The organism is Neolewinella xylanilytica, assembly GCF_002934605.1.
GTDB lineage: Bacteria > Bacteroidota > Bacteroidia > Chitinophagales > Saprospiraceae > Neolewinella > Neolewinella xylanilytica.
This window is the reverse complement of the sequence record NZ_PTJC01000007.1, coordinates 190,985-207,486: the sequence shown is the minus strand read 5'-3', so window position 1 is coordinate 207,486 and position 16,502 is coordinate 190,985. Positions and strand designations below refer to the sequence as shown.

Annotated in this window: 13 protein-coding genes; 3 read left to right on the top strand and 10 right to left on the bottom strand. The window is 59.7% G+C overall.

Annotated elements, in window-relative coordinates:
• Positions 1 to 8: 8 nt before the first annotated feature.
• From CLV84_RS18815 to CLV84_RS18790, 6 genes are all read right to left on the bottom strand, one after another.
• On the bottom strand, positions 9 to 998 hold the full coding sequence (locus CLV84_RS18815; protein WP_104421379.1) for a succinylglutamate desuccinylase/aspartoacylase family protein: 990 nt from the start codon (positions 996 to 998) through the stop codon (positions 9 to 11).
• The gene (locus CLV84_RS18810; protein ID WP_104421378.1) at positions 998 to 1,687 is read right to left on the bottom strand and encodes a hypothetical protein; all 690 of its coding nucleotides are present in this window, start codon (positions 1,685 to 1,687) and stop codon (positions 998 to 1,000) included. The genes CLV84_RS18815 and CLV84_RS18810 overlap by 1 nt, the downstream gene beginning before the upstream one ends.
• 16 nt (positions 1,688 to 1,703) lie before the next feature.
• Complete coding sequence (locus tag CLV84_RS18805; RefSeq protein ID WP_170067776.1) at positions 1,704 to 3,614, bottom strand: OmpA family protein; 1,911 nt, start codon at positions 3,612 to 3,614, stop codon at positions 1,704 to 1,706.
• A gap of 96 nt (positions 3,615 to 3,710) precedes the next feature.
• Positions 3,711 to 4,655, bottom strand: coding sequence for a tetratricopeptide repeat protein (locus CLV84_RS18800; RefSeq protein WP_104421376.1), 945 nt, complete (start codon positions 4,653 to 4,655; stop codon positions 3,711 to 3,713).
• 293 nt (positions 4,656 to 4,948) lie between these two features.
• A complete protein-coding gene (locus CLV84_RS18795) occupies positions 4,949 to 6,628 on the bottom strand; it encodes a DUF6089 family protein (RefSeq protein ID WP_104421375.1) in 1,680 nt (559 codons plus the stop codon).
• A gap of 209 nt (positions 6,629 to 6,837) precedes the next feature.
• The gene (locus CLV84_RS18790; RefSeq protein ID WP_245911562.1) at positions 6,838 to 7,242 is read right to left on the bottom strand and encodes a hypothetical protein; all 405 of its coding nucleotides are present in this window, start codon (positions 7,240 to 7,242) and stop codon (positions 6,838 to 6,840) included.
• 84 nt (positions 7,243 to 7,326) lie between these two features.
• Here CLV84_RS18790 and CLV84_RS18785 point away from each other — a divergent pair, with 84 nt between their 5' ends.
• Together CLV84_RS18785 and CLV84_RS18780 are read left to right on the top strand one after the other, a co-directional pair.
• The gene (locus tag CLV84_RS18785; protein WP_104421374.1) at positions 7,327 to 8,148 is read left to right on the top strand and encodes an acyl-[acyl-carrier-protein] thioesterase; all 822 of its coding nucleotides are present in this window, start codon (positions 7,327 to 7,329) and stop codon (positions 8,146 to 8,148) included.
• Positions 8,149 to 8,197: 49 nt separating this feature from the next.
• Complete coding sequence (locus CLV84_RS18780) at positions 8,198 to 9,517, top strand: serine hydrolase domain-containing protein (RefSeq protein WP_170067775.1); 1,320 nt, start codon at positions 8,198 to 8,200, stop codon at positions 9,515 to 9,517.
• Here CLV84_RS18780 and CLV84_RS18775 read toward each other — a convergent pair.
• Positions 9,460 to 11,316 (bottom strand): lamin tail domain-containing protein, encoded by a 1,857-nt coding sequence (locus tag CLV84_RS18775; RefSeq protein ID WP_104421372.1) that lies wholly within the window; start codon positions 11,314 to 11,316, stop codon positions 9,460 to 9,462. The genes CLV84_RS18780 and CLV84_RS18775 overlap by 58 nt on opposite strands.
• Before the next feature lie 71 nt (positions 11,317 to 11,387).
• Here CLV84_RS18775 and CLV84_RS18770 point away from each other — a divergent pair, with 71 nt between their 5' ends.
• The gene (locus CLV84_RS18770) at positions 11,388 to 12,806 is read left to right on the top strand and encodes a CCA tRNA nucleotidyltransferase (protein WP_104421371.1); all 1,419 of its coding nucleotides are present in this window, start codon (positions 11,388 to 11,390) and stop codon (positions 12,804 to 12,806) included.
• Positions 12,807 to 13,061: 255 nt separating this feature from the next.
• Here the strand turns inward: CLV84_RS18770 and CLV84_RS18765 are convergent, their stop codons facing one another.
• Genes CLV84_RS18765 through CLV84_RS18755 form a run of 3 tightly spaced genes read right to left on the bottom strand, consistent with a single transcriptional unit; the run spans position 13,062 to position 16,423 of the window.
• Complete coding sequence (locus tag CLV84_RS18765; protein ID WP_104421370.1) at positions 13,062 to 14,396, bottom strand: hypothetical protein; 1,335 nt, start codon at positions 14,394 to 14,396, stop codon at positions 13,062 to 13,064.
• The gene (locus tag CLV84_RS18760; protein ID WP_104421369.1) at positions 14,396 to 15,967 is read right to left on the bottom strand and encodes an NAD(P)/FAD-dependent oxidoreductase; all 1,572 of its coding nucleotides are present in this window, start codon (positions 15,965 to 15,967) and stop codon (positions 14,396 to 14,398) included. The genes CLV84_RS18765 and CLV84_RS18760 overlap by 1 nt, the downstream gene beginning before the upstream one ends.
• Positions 15,968 to 16,003: 36 nt before the next feature.
• Entirely contained in the window at positions 16,004 to 16,423 is a 420-nt protein-coding gene (locus CLV84_RS18755; RefSeq protein WP_104421368.1) for a hypothetical protein, read from the bottom strand.
• Positions 16,424 to 16,502 lie beyond the last annotated feature (79 nt).

Sequence of the window (16,502 nt, the reverse complement as noted above, 5' to 3'; positions counted from 1 at the left end):
TGCTTCCTTTAATAAGCGGTACCGCCCTCGTAGGCCGCAACGATGAAGAATCCCTCGTCCCCCTGGTCCTGATAAAGTGGCATGAGGATGTAGCCGGAGCAGGGCGCCGCGATGGGTCCGTTGGCGTCTTCGGCAATGATGGTTCCCTCCTCGACCGACTGAAAATTGCGGTAACCCGGTCGCATGGTGAAGCCGGCCCGGTCATCCGGGTCGATGTGGTGTACGTAGGTGAGTTCCAGTAGGGTGGGTACCGGCACAGCCGCCCGTCGTAGCGTCTCCTCGTGGTGCGTACTGACGTCTTCTTCCCGCACGCATCCTACGGATCGGAGCAGGTTGACGGTGGCGGCCAGGGCCCGGTCGACGGACTCCTCATCCGTGTGCGCACCGGCCTCGAAAGTGATGGCCCGGCAGGGATGCTCGAAGTCGTATTCGCCCGACCGGAAGTAACTGAGGGTCGTCCCCTGCAATCCGCTTAACATTCCCTTGATCACCGGCACCCCGAGTTCGGCGGCCAGCAGGAGGCTCGGCGCGTCATCGCCCGTGATGGCGAAAATTCCCCCGGTGGCGGTGGTGGTATGCAGGTCGATCAGTACGAGCTCCTGGGCGGAAGAATCTTCCAGGGCGTTTTCGATGGCGGCAAGCATGCCGTCCAGTTCGCGGGCCTCCACGGTGGGAAAGGTGTTGTCGGTACCCCGGACGTAGGGCTTCCAGATCCGATTAAGGTCGATGTCCACGTAACGCCGGCCCACCCGTAGGGCCTCCAGGTTGCCGCGCAGGGCCAGCAGTTCACCCCGGAAGGTAAATCCGGGGTTGAGGCGGGGCTCTTCTTTAAGCAGATCGAATAGTTGCTCCAGCGCCTGGACGCCGGCCGGCTCGTTCCCGTGAATACCGCCGATGGCCACGACCAACGGACCGGGTTCCTCACCGATGTAGTGACCGATTACGCGGGGACTTTCCCCCAGCGGGTCGGGAGCGGAAGGTTCGGGTTTGCTCTGCATCAGAAGTAAAATTTCAGGGCGACGAACTGGGCCACGAATCCGACCATGTATCCGGCGTAGAGTTGCATGGGCGAGTGCCCGCCGAGCGCCAGACGCGCCGATCCGACCAGGCCGGCAATGATGAGGACGGTGGCCACCAGCAGGGGAAGGCCCAGGGTCAGGCTACCGATAGCGATGCCGTTGGGCCCGAAAAGACCGAGCATGATGATGCATACGCCCAACAGTCCCCCCATCCCCGTGGCGTGCAGGCTGATCTTATCAACCAGATTGATTACGAAGACGAGGATGAGGGCGATGACCACGCCCAGCAGAAAGGATGAAAATATCGTCGGGGTCTGGCTGCTCTTATTAAAATTCCAGAAAATCCAGAAGTAGAGCACCATGACCAGCAGCAGCGGGCCGATGCGCTCGGACTTCTCGTGCATCATGACGCTGTTGATCATGTTCAGTTTAGCCATAATCAGCACGGCGATGACCGGGATGACGAAGGTGTCGAGAAAGATCAGGATGAGGTGGCTCATGGCCTTCGGTTCGCCCAGGTCGGAGGTACCGAACAGATAGGGATTAACGCCCGCCAAAATCAGAAAGCTATAGGTAGGGATCAGCAGGGGATGGAACAGCCCACTGATGGCCAACGCGGGCCAGTGCCGGGAAGAGGATAATTCGGGTACCTGAATATCTGCGGACATCCCGCAAAAATAAGGACTATTCGAAGAGCAGCCGGAAGGTTGTCCGCCGGTTGCTGGCCCGGCCCTCCGCGCTGTCGTTGGAGGCCACCGGGCGGCTCTCCCCGTACCCCACCGAACGGATGCGGTCGGCGGCTATGCCCTGGGATTCCAGGTAGCGTTTTACCGATGCGGCCCGTCGTTCACTGAGCCGCTGGTTGTCGACGTCGGAGCCGACGTCGTCCGTATGTCCGGCAATCTCCACCCCGACCGTTGGCTGGCTTTCCAGGAGAGTAACCAGTCGATCCAGCTCCTCGGTGGAGAACTCGAGGAGCTCATCGCTGCCCGTTTCAAAAAAGACGTTCCTGAGTACGATCGCCCCGTCTGCTTCCGCCTCTTCCGCTAGGGCGTGCTCCTCGATGGGCTGCAGGCGGATCCGCAACTGGAAGGGTTCACTGGCGGAGTGTTCGCCGGCGAGTATGAAGCGGTCGGAGTAAAAGAGATACCCCTCTTTCTCGACGCTGAACCCGTAATCCAGGCCCGTAGGGAGGACGGTCAGGTACCGGCCACGGGTGTCCGTATTGCGGACGGTAACGGGGCTCCCGCGTTGTTGCGCTTGTAAGCGCACCTTAGCGGTCAGCGGCCGGTCGGTTTCATCGTCGACTACCTGTACTTCGACGTACGTGGCGGGGGCCGGCCGGGCTTCCTCCGGCAGTTCGAAGGTGTAGATATCGATACCGTCTGCGATACCCTTACTAAAGTAGGCGGAACGGCCATCAAGGCCGATAAACAGGTTCGTTTCCTCGCCGGGCGTGTTGATGGGATACCCCAGGTTTTTCGGTTGTTGCCAGTTGTTGTTCTCGTCAACCGAGGTCATGAACAGGTCGGCTCCCCCCATTCCCGGCCAGCCGGTGGAGGTGAAGTAGAGCGTCTTATTGTCCGCCGCCCAGAAGGGATAGCGATCGTTACCGTTGGTATTTACCGTCTTGCCTAGATTGATCGGCCGGCTCCACTGCCCATCGGGGCGACGGCCGGAAACGTAAATATCGTCGCCGCCGAGCCCGCCTTCCCGATTGCTGGCGAAAAAGAGTAGGGAGCCGTCTTGTGACAAACTCGGTTGGCTCTCGGAAGCCCGGGTGTTGACCGTGGGACCCATGTTTTGCGCTTCGCCCCACCGGTCGCCAATCCGTTCGCTATAGTACAGGTCACAGGATCCGATACCATCCCGGCGCCCGCAACCCGTAAAGATGAGGTAGTTGCCGTCCGCCGTGATGGTTTGGGCACCTTCGTTCATGGGGGTGTTGACGCCGGTAAGCGGCACGGCGGTCGACCAGGAGCCGTCGGGCTGCCGGTCACTCTGGTAAAAGTCTTCCTGTTGTTTGTTGACCCGGCGGGTGAAGATGAGGCGCTGGCCATCCACGCTCAGGCTCGGAAAGTATTCCAGGCTGTGGGTGGTGTTGACGCCGGGCCCGAGCGGAGTAGGTTCGTAGGGATAGGGGTTGGCGGCCAAATCGGAGACCACCCGGGCGGATTCGACCAGGTTTCGGGCCTTATCCACCAATTGATCATTCCGTCCCGCTTGTTGAAGGGCATCCAGATACCTTTCGTAGTAGGTCAGAGCCGTTTCGTACTCCTGGTTGAGGGTGTAGAGCTCCGCGACTTTGCGATAGGCAACAGAGGCATTACGCCCCTCCAGCTCCAGCCCCCGTTCTAGGGACGCGATGGCCTCCGGGTAGTTTTCCTGGCCCCGGCTGATTTCCGAATCGAGGTAGTACAATTCCGCTACCTCATCGTACTTCTTAATCAGTTTAGCCAGCTTCTCTTTTGCTTCCGGATACTTCCGCAACGTCATGAGGGATTGGGTAGCGGCCAATTCCTTGAGCTCGCTCTTCTTCATTTCCCGCTGAGCGGATTGTCCGTAGCCAACCGTGGTGCCCAAAAGTAGGAGCATACACAGCAACGGTCCCATAAAGCGCATGACCGGCATGATTAGTGTAGCTACTATAACGCTACCATTCCCTCCTTAGTGTTCGTTAGGGATGGCGGGTTATCCGCTGGAAGGAGTCGCCCGTAAGCTCTCCAACGCACTTTCTATCTGCTCTTTCTTCGGCGCCTTCGGATCGGTGGCCGCATTCAGGGAGAGTTCGAAGGCCCGTGCCGCGTCGTTGGGCCTACCGGCCTTGATGTAGAGTTGACCGAGTTGGTAGGCAACCCGGCGATCGTAGCGCTCGAGGCTGGCGATCCGTTGTTTGCGCTTGGTAAACATGCTGAAGATGCGCATGGCGTCGTTCGGCCGGCCGATTTCCATATAGGCATCGCCCAGGGCTACCTGCGCCATCCAGTAAATCGCCTGGTGGGGAATGCTGTTGCGGGTCACCGCCTCAAAATCCTCGGATGCCTTGACCGCGTCGCCACGCCGGACGTTAACCAGTCCGCGACCGTAGAAACTTTCCGGCATCAGCGGGTTGATGGAGATGCTTTTCGTGTAGTCGTAGTAAGCATCCTCGTCATTTCCCAATCGGTAATTGACGAAGCCTCTCCGTTCGTAAGCCTGGGCGTGTCGTTCGAAGCGGGAGACGACCTTGGTCATCATTTTCAAGGCTTCTTCCTCGTTGTCTTGCTGGTCGACCAGTTCTCTACCGCGATTGAATAGCTGGACCGTGGTGCGATCGCTCTTAGGCTCTAGCTTATAGTGGTCGATCATCACGCCGGCATCCAGCCGCCACAGATTGAGCGAGCCAGCGATACTGAAGGTGACTACGCGCTCGAGTAAATTCAGGGTGTTCAACCACAACCGCTCGGTACTCGGCATCACGGTGCGGGGTACGTCGAGGGTCATCTCGTCCTCCTTAAAAATGGATTCGGGTTTGAGTAAAATGTCGTTTTTATAGTAGTTCTCCATGCGGTGCGCGTACTGCTCCATAACCTGATTATACGCTCGTTCAGACCCGAACTCGAGCTGTCCCGCAATGATGACCTTATACTCAGACATTTCCCGAAGTGCTTTTGCAAAATTTCAGTTACGCGTACCCGACCTCCGCGTGTTACGCCAGATCACACGCCAACCCGACCGAATGAGGTACCCGGTAGAAGGAGTGCAAACGTAATAGTATTACCAATTAAAAGGTAAGAATCCCCCCGGATTTGCTTCTAATCAGTTATTTGGAACACCGTAAAGGATAAAAAGTGCGCCGGCCGGGGAGGAAAGTTAAGGAATTCTAAAAGACAGGGGGTGCTCCCCGCTGGGAAGCACCCCCTGTCGATGGGCAGATGGTCGTGGACGGCTTAGTCCAGTTCAATCATGCGGGTAGGCTCGGTAGCAACCGGGATAACTACGCGGTTCTCGCGGAGGGTGTTACCCACCGGTTGGTTTTCACCGAATCCGATCATGGTCAGGTTTTCGGCCTTAGCGCCTTCCTGGTCGGCAGTGTACTCCATGGCGGAACTGGCGCGACGCTCGGAGAGTGCCTGGTTGTATTCGTCGGAAGCACGGCGGTCAGCGTGACCTTCGAAACGGATATCGAAGTCCGAAGCACCATCGAGGGCAAGGAAGCGATCGATTTCTTCCAGGACCATGCGATCGGGGCGGTTCAGGCTAGAGATATCGGTGGGGAAGTAAATCCGATCGATTTCGATCGTACCGTTGATGCTGTCGATCCGGATGTGCTGGAAGTCTTGACCTTCGAGCAGCTGGCCGTAGCGGGCAATCCGCTCTTCGAGGTTCTCGGGGCGGTCGTTGGGAACGGGGCAACCGTTACGCTCGGCAACACCGGCTTCATCGGGACATTCGTCGTCTTTGTCGGCGATACCGTCACCGTCGCGGTCGGGGCAACCATTGGTAGCCGCGGGGCCTGCTTCGGCGGGGCATTCGTCGTCTTTGTCGGCCACACCGTCACCGTCACCATCGGGACAGCCGTTCAGGCTCGCCAGTCCGGCTTCGTTGGGGCACTCGTCGTCTTTATCGGCAACACCGTCACCGTCGCCATCGGGGCAACCGTTCGTGGCAGCAGTACCCGGTTCGGTAGGACAATCGTCGTCTTTGTCAGCTACGCCATCGCTGTCACCGTCGGGGCAACCGTTCAGGTTAGCAACACCGGCTTCATTGGGGCACTCGTCGTCGCGGTCGGCAACGCCGTCACCGTCGGAATCGGGGCAACCGTTAGTAGCGGCGGGGCCGGCTTCGGTAGGACATGCATCTTCCATGTCTTTCACGCCGTCGCCGTCAGCATCGCGGGCTCCGAACCCGACCGAGTAGGTCAGGCCGAGAAATGCGTACTGATCGTTCTCTTCCGGATCACCGTAAGCGGCGGAGACACCGTCGATCAGGTCGGAGCTAGAGAACCGGAAGCGATAGTCCAGCCCGAGCGAGGATTTCGGGGAGAAGTAGTAACGAAGACCTACACCTACGGGAATCACGAGCCCACCGCTTTCGTCGGCGCGATCCTCGATGTCCGTGTTGATGTCGGTTTGGACGGCACTGGTGCCTGCACCGTACTCAGCTTCATCGTCGCCCCACAGACCGTAGCCGACACCGGCGCTGATGTAGGGAGAAAAGCCGGGCTTAAAGGTATAGTCGTCGTTAAAACGGCTAGCGAAGAAGGGCTCGATGTCGAAGCTCAGGCTGGGCTCGAAGACCGTCGTCTCGATCGAAGCATCCAGGGCGGTGAGCTCGGCGTCGTCGGCTTTGTCCGTATTGTTCTGCAGAAAACCGTACATCAGCTGGAGGCGCAGCGCGATCACGTTGCCAAGGCGGCGACGCAGGTAGATACCTCCGGCGGGGCTGATCTGATCGATGAGCGGGAAACTATTGTCGTTGAGATCGCCTCCCATGGAAGTTCCTCCCAATTTGAGACCGAATTCCCACGGATAAGCACTTTCGGGCATTTCCGTACTGGCAGGCATATCCTGCCCATATACATTGATACAAGTGAGTACCACGAAAAAGAGTAATAACTGCTTGAGCATATTTTCGGGTTTGACGTGTGGTTGTTTTACATTAGTTGGTTTCCTCCCAGCCAGATGGCTCGGAGATGTCTACCGCTTTATCGCTTAGCAAAGCGATTTGTTCAGGGCGGTAAGTTTCAAGGTGCAATTTTAGGGCTTAATCCCGTATTGTAGCTAACTTTTGGTCCAAACATGTTGAAAATACTCGGCTTTTCGCGCGTATTTTCCGATTACCGACGGTGAAATTTGAGCAAATGCCCCGCTTCCGCCTCGTTGTAGATCTCCAGGATGACCGCTCCGCGCTTACCGCCCTGGGGGGGAAAAAGGATCTTGAGGGGGTTATGCACGTATCCGTCCTCCCCGAATAAGGATAGCTGGTGCCTGAGCTTAGGCGGCAGCCGGAACTTTTTCAGTTCGTCGGCGTCGGCCGGCACCGGTACGGCTTCGTAACCTTCTTCCTGTAAAAACTGCCGAAGCAGGTCGTAACTCCGCTCCAACCGCCCGGCGGCAAATACGATGCGAAAACAGTAACCGTCGGACAAACCGCCGTACCGATCGCTGCCCGTTTCCGGAAAGTCCTGCCTTAACCTTACCTTTTCCACCTCCGCCGGAGCAGGATCGTCGTAAGATGCCAAGAACACCGGTCGTCGTGAAACCGCCCTTAGCGCCATGTCGTATGTTTTGAGTTATGCAAAACTAAACAAAAAGTTTAGAAAATCATGATTGCCGGCCAGGAAGATCCCCACAACCCCCGTACCATTGATACCCTGCCCGCTCCCCCGACCTCACCCCTTTCGGAGACGCTGCACGACCGGGTGGCCGCCGCTACCGTCGGTCCGCACGGCCGGCTAACCCTCCCCCACCTCATCCGGCTATTCCAGGAGGCGGCCCTGCGCAATACCGACCGCCTCGGTATTTCCAGTCATGCACTCTCCCGTGACCTCGGTCTTACCTGGGTACTGCACCGCCAATCCATCCAGGCTACCGAATGGCCGGCGCTAGGCGATGCCGTCTCCGTCGTTACCCTCCCCACCTTTATCCAACGAGGACTCATCACCTACCGCGACTTCTACCTCCTCGACGCGGCGAAGCGGGTCATGGCCTGCTCGTCATCCACCTGGTCGGTGATGGACCTCAACAGCCGGCGCATCCGACCGATCCCGCAACGGGTTACGGACAAATTGCAGGATCTGCCACCGGCCGGCAGCGGACTGGCAGTGCCCGGCGAGAAACCCGCCCCGCCGGAATCTCCCACGGCGGAGCGAACGTTCCGCGTGCAGTTCGCCCACCTCGACTTCAACAATCACCTGACCAACCCCGCCTTTCCCGAGCTGATGCTCGAACCGCTGGACCTGCCCTTCCTGAGCACCCACCTGCCGGTTCGGGCCGATATGATCTACCACCGCGAGGCCCGCTATGGCGACTTGCTCACCGCCGTTACTGCCAAAGCCGCCCATTCCGGCCACTTTGCCCATGGCCTCTACCGGGGCGAAGGCGAGCTGCTGGCCTCCATGGCTACCCGGTGGACCCCGATCGTTTAACGCTGGCGTATTTTCGTTGCTCCCGCGCTCCGGCGCCCAAATGTACCCCATGCGATTGCTGCTCCCGCTACTGCTGTTCCTGACCGCCCCGCTTAACGCTCAACAGGACCTCCAAGACTCCATTTTGTCGGTGCTGAATAAAGGTATCGAGGGCGGTGCCTTCCCGGGCGGCCAGGTGCTCGTATGGCACAAGGGGGAACCGTTGGTACACGTCACCGCCGGCTACCACACCTACGACCGCTTACGGCCTACGCGTCCCGACGATGTCTACGACCTCGCCTCGGTGACGAAAACCACCTCCGCCCTGCTCGTACTGATGAAGCAATACGGGGAAGGTGACCTAGACCTGGATACCCCCCTCGGCCTGCTGTTCACCGAACTCAAGCGTACGGATAAACAGCGGATCCCGCTCCGGTCGGCCCTGGCCCACCGGGCCGGATTGCTACCTTGGGTACCCTACTGGCAAACCACCCTCCGGGGCCACGGCCGTTACCCCTGGCAGGAACGCTGGGACGCCGGCAGAATCAACGACTATCGCTTTCGAAACCGCACGATCCGACGGGACAGCACCGGCCGCTTTCCCATCAAACTCACCGACGACCTGTGGCTGCACCGCAAGTTTCGGGAGCGGAGCATTTACCGGGCCATCCGTAAATCGCCGGTGAAAGCTCCGGGGGACTACGTCTATTCGGGCCTGCTGTTTTACCTCCTCCCCGACTACGTCGAGCGCACCACCGGAATGGACTACCGCACTTACCTGCGGGAACACTTTTACGATCCCCTAGGCGCCGACGAACTGGGCTACCGGCCGCTCGACCGCGGTATCCCCCTCGATCGCATCGTACCTACCGAGGTAGACACCTTCTTCCGTATGGATACCCTGCACGGGGTGGTCCACGACGAAGGCGCGGCCATGATGGACGGCGTGAGTGCTAATGCCGGCCTGTTCTCCACCGCCGAAGACCTGGCGAAACTATATCAGATGCTGCTCAACGGCGGCGAGTACGGCGGCCGGCGCTATCTGACGCAGGCGGCCGTAGACACCTTTACCAGCTACCAGTATCCGGAAGAAGGCAGCCACCGGGGCCTCGGCTTCGACAAGCCCCTGCTGACCTACGACGCGGCCAGCAGCTCGGTGGCCGAGGCGGCCTCTCCGGCCAGCTTCGGGCACAGCGGGTACACCGGAACCTTCGTGTGGGCCGATCCGGAGGCCGACCTGCTCTACATCTTCCTGAGCAACCGGGTGCACCCCAGCCGCGACCGCCGGGCCATTTATACGCTCAACATTCGCCCCCGCATCCATTCGCTGATCTATTCCTTCATAAACCGCAAGGAAGCTACGTCCGACCTACGGGGCAAACGCAGGTAGTACACCCCCGCTGGCAGGTGGGCAACCTCGAGGACGTTACCCCGTCCGGTCAGAGCACGCCGCCCGTCGGCGTAGAACACCTCGTATACCTGCGCCTCGTCGATGTCTCCGCTAATGCGCATCCGTCCACTGGTCGGATTGGGGAACAGCCGGATCAGGCCACTGTCCAACCGCACGCTGACCGGCCCGTACAGGGTTTCCTGGCCGTCCATATCCAGCTGCCGGAGCCGATAGTAGTTTTGACCGGGGTAGGGGTTCTCGTCTACGTAGACGTAGCTTCCCTTGCCGGCCGGTACGCGGCCGATCGCTTCGAAGGCAACCCCCGCTTTGCTGCGTTCGACGACGAAGTGCCAGTTATCGACCTCGACCGCCGTTTCCCAGTCGAGGCGCACCGCGTCGTAGAGTGGCGTGGCGGAGAATCGTTTCAGGACCACCGGCAGTCCGGAGAAGCTGCCACATGCCGAAGCGGCACCCCCATCGATAGCGCCGTGCGGGTGGTACCCCCCGGCGAGATTGCCGTCGGGCGACAGCGTCAGCGATTCTCCGTCGGGAGCGTCGTCGAAATCCACCTGGGCGACGACCCGGCCGTCTGCGTCGCGCAGGATCACGGACTCCGGGCCGTCATCGTTGAGTCCGAGGAACCCGCTGGCCGTGCCGAAACGGCACCCGTCCTGCAGGCTGCCCGCGTCGGCGGCCGAGGCGAAAATGACGAAGCTTTCGCCCGCTCCCAATTCAGTCGACGCAGGAAAGGTGAAGCGCGGGCCGCTGTTCGACCCGTCATGGACCGTATGCCCCGACAGGTCGAAGGGCCCCGCCCCCGTGTTATAGATTTCCACGAATTCGTCGCCGCCGTCCACTACCCCGTCACCGTTCGCGTCGTGGGCCGGAGCGGCAAGCACCTCGTTGATCACGACGTCGCTGGGCAGGCACTGATCCGTGAGGAACTCGAGGGGCAGGTCGATTTCGCAATCGCCCCCGCGGATACGGAGCAACGCATAGCCGCCCTCGGTGTAGCCATCAACTATAATGGTTCCGTCGGGCTGAACGGCCGGATCGTCACCGCCTACCGTGCCCGCGCTGGAGTAGACTACCGCGCCGATTTCCGCGCCGGAATAGGGCAGACTCAATCGGATCACATCCGGGTCGTCCGTAAAACTGAGGCAGTTGAGGCGTGGCTGTCCGAGCCGGATACCGCATACCGGCTGGCAGTTTCCGTCGTCACCACTGGCGATTACCTGTACGTGATCTACGGCGGCCACGTCGTCGCCGTTCTGGTCGAAGAAAATTTCCAGCGCCGCGGTCTGGGCGGTGCCGGGGATGGCAACGGCATGGTACACCCAGCCGTCGGTGCTGATGCCGCCGCCGTTCTTGCCGTCGATCAGGACTTCTTTTTGGGCGGGAAACCCATCGAGGAAGAGCTCGTAGCCAAAGTCGTCGCCGGCATCGTAACCTTGCACGTTATAGGCGAAGACAAAGCGGGCACTCGTCAGGGAACAGATGTTTCCGGCCTCGAACCGCAACCTGGCGACCTCCCGGCCGGAGGTGGCGTTGTCTACGTCCCGGGCCGCCCAGAAGAAATTGCCGTTGGCGGGGGCGGTGATACCGGGTAGTTGCTCCACCCGATTCCAGGTGGGCACGGCGCCCGAGCCGTAGGGAGTGATATCGGGTGCGTAGGGTAAATTTTCCTCCGCCGCCTCCTCGAAGCCCTGCTGTAAGTATATGGTTTGCGCCGGAGCGCGGGTGCAAGGGATTAGAACCACGAACAGGGACCACGGGAATAAGGAGTAAATACGTCGCATACTTTTTCCCGCATAGGTAGAGTTGGTCACTCTACTGTGGTGAGAGTCGTGTTAATTATCTTCGCGCCCCTATGATTTTTCAGATCCGCGACGACGAGCGCAAAATTTTTGAGGTGATCGGCCAGGCGGCGGGCGCGTTGGGCTTCCCGACTTACGTGGTGGGGGGGTACGTCCGGGACCGCTTGCTGGCCCGGCCGAGTAAGGACTTGGATATCGTTTGCGTAGGCAGCGGCATCGAACTCGCCAAGCGCGTAGGGGATAACCTCCACCCCCGCAGCCGAGTGACGGTGTACAAGCGGTTCGGCACGGCCGCCCTCAAGCACCGCGATCTGGAAATCGAGTTCGTCGGTGCCCGCAAGGAAAGTTACCGCAGCGATAGCCGGAAGCCGACGGTAGAGTCCGGCACCCTCAGCGACGACCAGCACCGCCGCGACTTCACGATCAACGCCCTGGCCATCAGCCTCAACGACCGGGACTACGGCACCATCATCGACCCCTTTAACGGACTGGAAGACCTGGAAGCCAAACGGATCGTCACCCCCCTCGAGCCGGGTAAGACCTTCAGTGACGATCCCCTGCGGATGCTGCGCGCCATCCGGTTCGCCAGCCAGCTCGGCTTTCGCATCGACCCGGTCACCTTTCAGGCCATCAAGGACCACCGCGAGCGCATTAAGATTATCAGCTGGGAACGCATCGCCACCGAGCTGAATAAAATCATGCTGTCTTCCGCGCCGAGCGTTGGCCTGCGGCTGTTGGACGCCAGCGGCCTACTTGCTTACGTTCTCCCCGAACTGGCCGCCCTGCGCGGCGTCGAAAGCCGGAATGGCCGGAAGCACAAGGATAATTTCATCCACACGACGAAAGTAGTCGACAACCTGGCCGATCGCAGCAATGATCTCTGGCTTCGTTGGGCGGCCCTGCTGCACGACATCGGCAAAGCCAAGACGAAGCGCTGGGAGGCCGATGCCGGCTGGACCTTCCACGCCCACGACGCCGTTGGAGAACGTATGGTGCCCAAGATCTTCCGCCGCCTCCGGCTTCCCAACGACCGACAGAAGTACGTCCAGAAAATGGTGGCACTCCACCAGCGCCCCATTTCCCTCACCCAGGAGGAAATCAGCGACTCGGCCGTGCGACGCATCCTCTTCGACGCGGGTGAAGACATCGACGACCTCATGACGCTTTGCGAGAGCGATATTACCAGCAAGAACCCCAATAAGGTGCAGCGGTACCTCGATAATTACGGCCGCCTGCGGGAACGCATGCAGGAGATCGAGGAAAAAGACCACCTGCGGAACTGGCAGCCCCCCATCACCGGAGAATTGATCATGGAGACATTCGGCATCCCCCCCAGCCGGCAAGTAGGCCAAATCAAGGATGGGGTGCGCGAAGCCATCCTCGACGGCGACATCCCTAATGAGTACGACGCGGCCTACAACAAGATGGTGGAAGTAGCGGCGGCGCTTTCCCTTCACCCCCAAGCCAAGTGAGGCCGGGTTTTAACTAAAATTAACGTACTTTCTGAGGCCCACCCCACGATCGTGGGGTATGACACCCCCTACCCCCACGCCTATCTTTGTCATATCGCAAGGAGGTGGTGCAACATCTCCTCGATTCTTTCCAAAAAGCGTGTTCACTATAGCGGATGGGATTGTTGGTTTTCCCTCCCGCACTTTTGAAGGTTTATATTATAATCCCTGCGCCCCAGGGCGCACTAGATTCCAGTTATTTCGGTAGTCTGAAAGCTACAATACAAGGTCCGCACGTACACCGTGCGGGCCTTTTTTAATTTTCCCGCGTCGTTCGGCTACAAAATAAACCAAGACGGCGAAATATTCCAAACCAACCAAAAAAAGATCTTCCCGGTAGGGTACGGTCGTGTAGCTGGTATACGTCAGCATAATGAGATAAGACCACACCAACGGATACCGCCAATCCGTAAGGCAACACAGCGCAATGGGAACGGTAAGGTACCAGGGGTGGACCGTCGTGGCACACAGGAGATAAATCACGAAAGCACCCAGCCAGCGACCGGGCAGGGACTTCCAGTCCGTTCGCTCGTCGGACAGGGCCACGATGAATATGGTCATGGCCGCAACGCGGGCCAGGAGGGGCCCGTATTCGGCAATCTGATTGTACCCCACCGCATAGTAACCGTAACTACGAAGGAGGTAGTACAGACTGGCATTGAACTCGAATTTGCGGAAGTATAGCTCCAGGCTCCCCCCAAAGCCCTCCACCACTCCGCTCCCCACCAACGCCGGCAGAAACAACAAGCCCAGACTAACGGCCAGTGCCCCCACGAATCGCCAGAAAGCGCGCCGCCAGAGTCGTCCCAGTAAAAAGGGAAGCAGCATCAGTGGCAGCAATTTGCTGGCTACGGAGTAGGCCATGGCAAATCCGGCCCGGCCGTAGGCGCTCCGGTTCAGCCAAAAGAGGGCGAGCAGGAGGAAGCACACCATCGCTCCTTCGAAGTGGATGTTGCCCACCACCTCCACTAAGACGAGGGGGTTGAGCCAGTACAACAAACTTCTCCCGGGAGGTAGCCCGAAACCCCGTAGCAGGCGATAAAGCAGGTATACGGAGCCGAGTTCGGTAATCAGCAGGAAAAGTTTCATTACCACGGCGGCACCGTACCAACTACCCGGGCTCACGAATGCTGCCAGCGTAAATACGCCCTGAGCCACCGGGGGATAAATGGAATGGTAAGTGGGAGAATTGAGTTTTTCGAACAGTTGCGGATCGACAAAGTCCGCTCCACCGATAAGGTAATCTTCGGGTGTGTGCACGTAAGGGTTATCCCCCGCCAGGATAAGGTCACCGTCCCAAATGAAGCGGTAAACATCGTCGCTAAGGCGGGGGAAGGCAAACACCAGCGCCAGGCGGAGTAACAAGCCAAATACGAGCAAGGGTCGGAGCAGCCGGTCGGTGGGCGAACCGATAAGGAGCGCGTACCCGGCAAAGGCAACGGTGAAGGCCGTGAAGAGCGACCAGAATTCCGTGCGGTCGACACCGAAGCCCAGATAGAGAACGCCGCCGGAAAGCAAGAGCGCGCCCACGATCCGGGATCCGGACCGCACTACCCGAGCACCTTTGCCGCCACCGCCCGGGCTACGTTTTGGCCGTCCATCGCCGCACTGAGGATTCCGCCGGCGAAGCCTGCCCCCTCCCCGCAGGGATAGAGGGAGGGCAACTCCGGATGGGCGTAGGTCTTCCGGTCCCGGGGAATCCGAACGGGGGAGGAGGTCCGGCTTTCCGTGCCGATCACGTTGGCCTCGCCCGTGTAATAGCCCTTCATCTTCCGGCTGAAATCACGTACGCCCTGCTGGAGTCGTGAATAGATGCTGTCGGGGAGTAAGGTATGGAGGGCGGCGGAGTGCAGGCCGGGAATGTAGCTGGTCGCGGGCAGGTCGGTGGATAGTCGCCGGTCGACGAAGTCCGTAAGCCGCTGGGCGGGCGCGCGTTGGGTACCGTCTCCACTGGCGAACATGGTTTGCTCAATACGCTGCTGCAGGGCCAGTCCGGCAAACACCCCGTGGGCGCCGAAGGGGGCGAGGTCTTCGAGTTCGACGGCCACTACCGTGCCGGAGTTGGCGAACGGACTGTCGCGGCGGCTCAGGCTCATCCCGTTGACGACGATCTCGCCGGGGGCGGTCGCCGCCGGCACGACCAAACCGCCGGGGCACATACAGAAACTGAAGACGCCCCTACCCTTTACCTGGGTGACGAGCTTATAGCTGCTGGCCGGCAGGTTCGCTTCCCGCTGAGACTGTCCGTACTGGATCTGGTCGATCAGGGGCTGCGGATGCTCGATCCGCACGCCCAGGGCAAAAGGTTTGGCTTCCAGGCGTACGCCCCGCTGGTGGAGGAGTTGGTAAACGTCCCGCGCCGAATGACCGGTAGCGAGAATATACGCTTCGGCCGCCAGCCGGTATTCCCGCCCTTGCTCGTCCCGAACGATCAGGGCGCGGAGGTCGCCGGAAAGCTCCACGTCCTCCAAGCGGTGGCCGAAGCGGATCTCGCCACCGTAGGCCAGAATGGTTTCCCGCATATTACCCACGACCCCCGGTAACTTGTTGGATCCGATGTGCGGGTGGGCGTCGATCAGGATATCCTCCTGCGCACCGTGGGCCACCAGGGTTTGCAAGGCCTTAAGGTAATTGCCCCGCTTCAGGCTCCGGGTATACAGTTTGCCATCGCTATAGGTGCCGGCTCCGCCTTCTCCGAAGCAATAGTTGCTGTCCGGATCGACCTCTCCCGCTTGTTGGATGGCCCGCAGGCTACGTCTCCGCGCCCGAACGTCTTTCCCCCGTTCGATGATCACCGGACGCAGACCGAGCTCGATCAGTTCCAGGGCGGCAAACATCCCCGCCGGACCACAGCCGACGATGGCCACCGTCGGCGCATCGGATACGTCCTGAAGCTGAAAAGCCGGGGGGGCTTCCGCTTCGGGGGGGTCGTTCCTGTCGGTAACTTCTACGCGTAACCGATATACCGGCCGGCCGCCACGGGCATCGATGCTGCGCCGGCTAACGGTAAGCATACCGATGTCTTCCTCGGCGATTTTTCCTTTGCGGCTGACGGCACGACGAAGGGCGGCCGCATCGTGCAGCTCAGAGGGGGCAAGCTTGATTTCCAGGGTAGTCGGCATGGAGTGCAAAGGTAGGCACTCCGGCGGGAGCTTGGCTTATCGGCTGGTACGCGTATACCGGCCATCGCCAGTGGCGGCGAAATCTTCTGGCATGTAAACGACAATCATCACATCCTCGAAGGCGCTACCCTCGGTCCCCTTTACGGTACGGCGGGTCTTGTCGTAGCTCACGAGGGCCATCTGGTCGCCGCTGACCTGGGGTTCGAGTACATAACGATTCTGTTTCATGTAGAAATCGAGAATATCCTGCTGGACGTTCTTTATTTCCACGGACGTCTCGATGAGCAGGTCATCGCCCGGCCAGGTACGGTATTCCACCTGGTCTTTGTTGTAGATGTCGAAAGAAATCGCGTTTACGCGATCTACGTCAACCGTCTTGTGAAAAATGTCGGCAGGGTCCTGTGCAAAGGACGTTACTGCCCAGCCCAATAGGGCCAGCGTGAAGAAAAATTTCATGGTGTATAGATTCCAAAGTTATTCCCGAAACGAAAATCGGGGGCCTAATCGTGCCTCCCGCTGAAAGTTTGCGTATTCG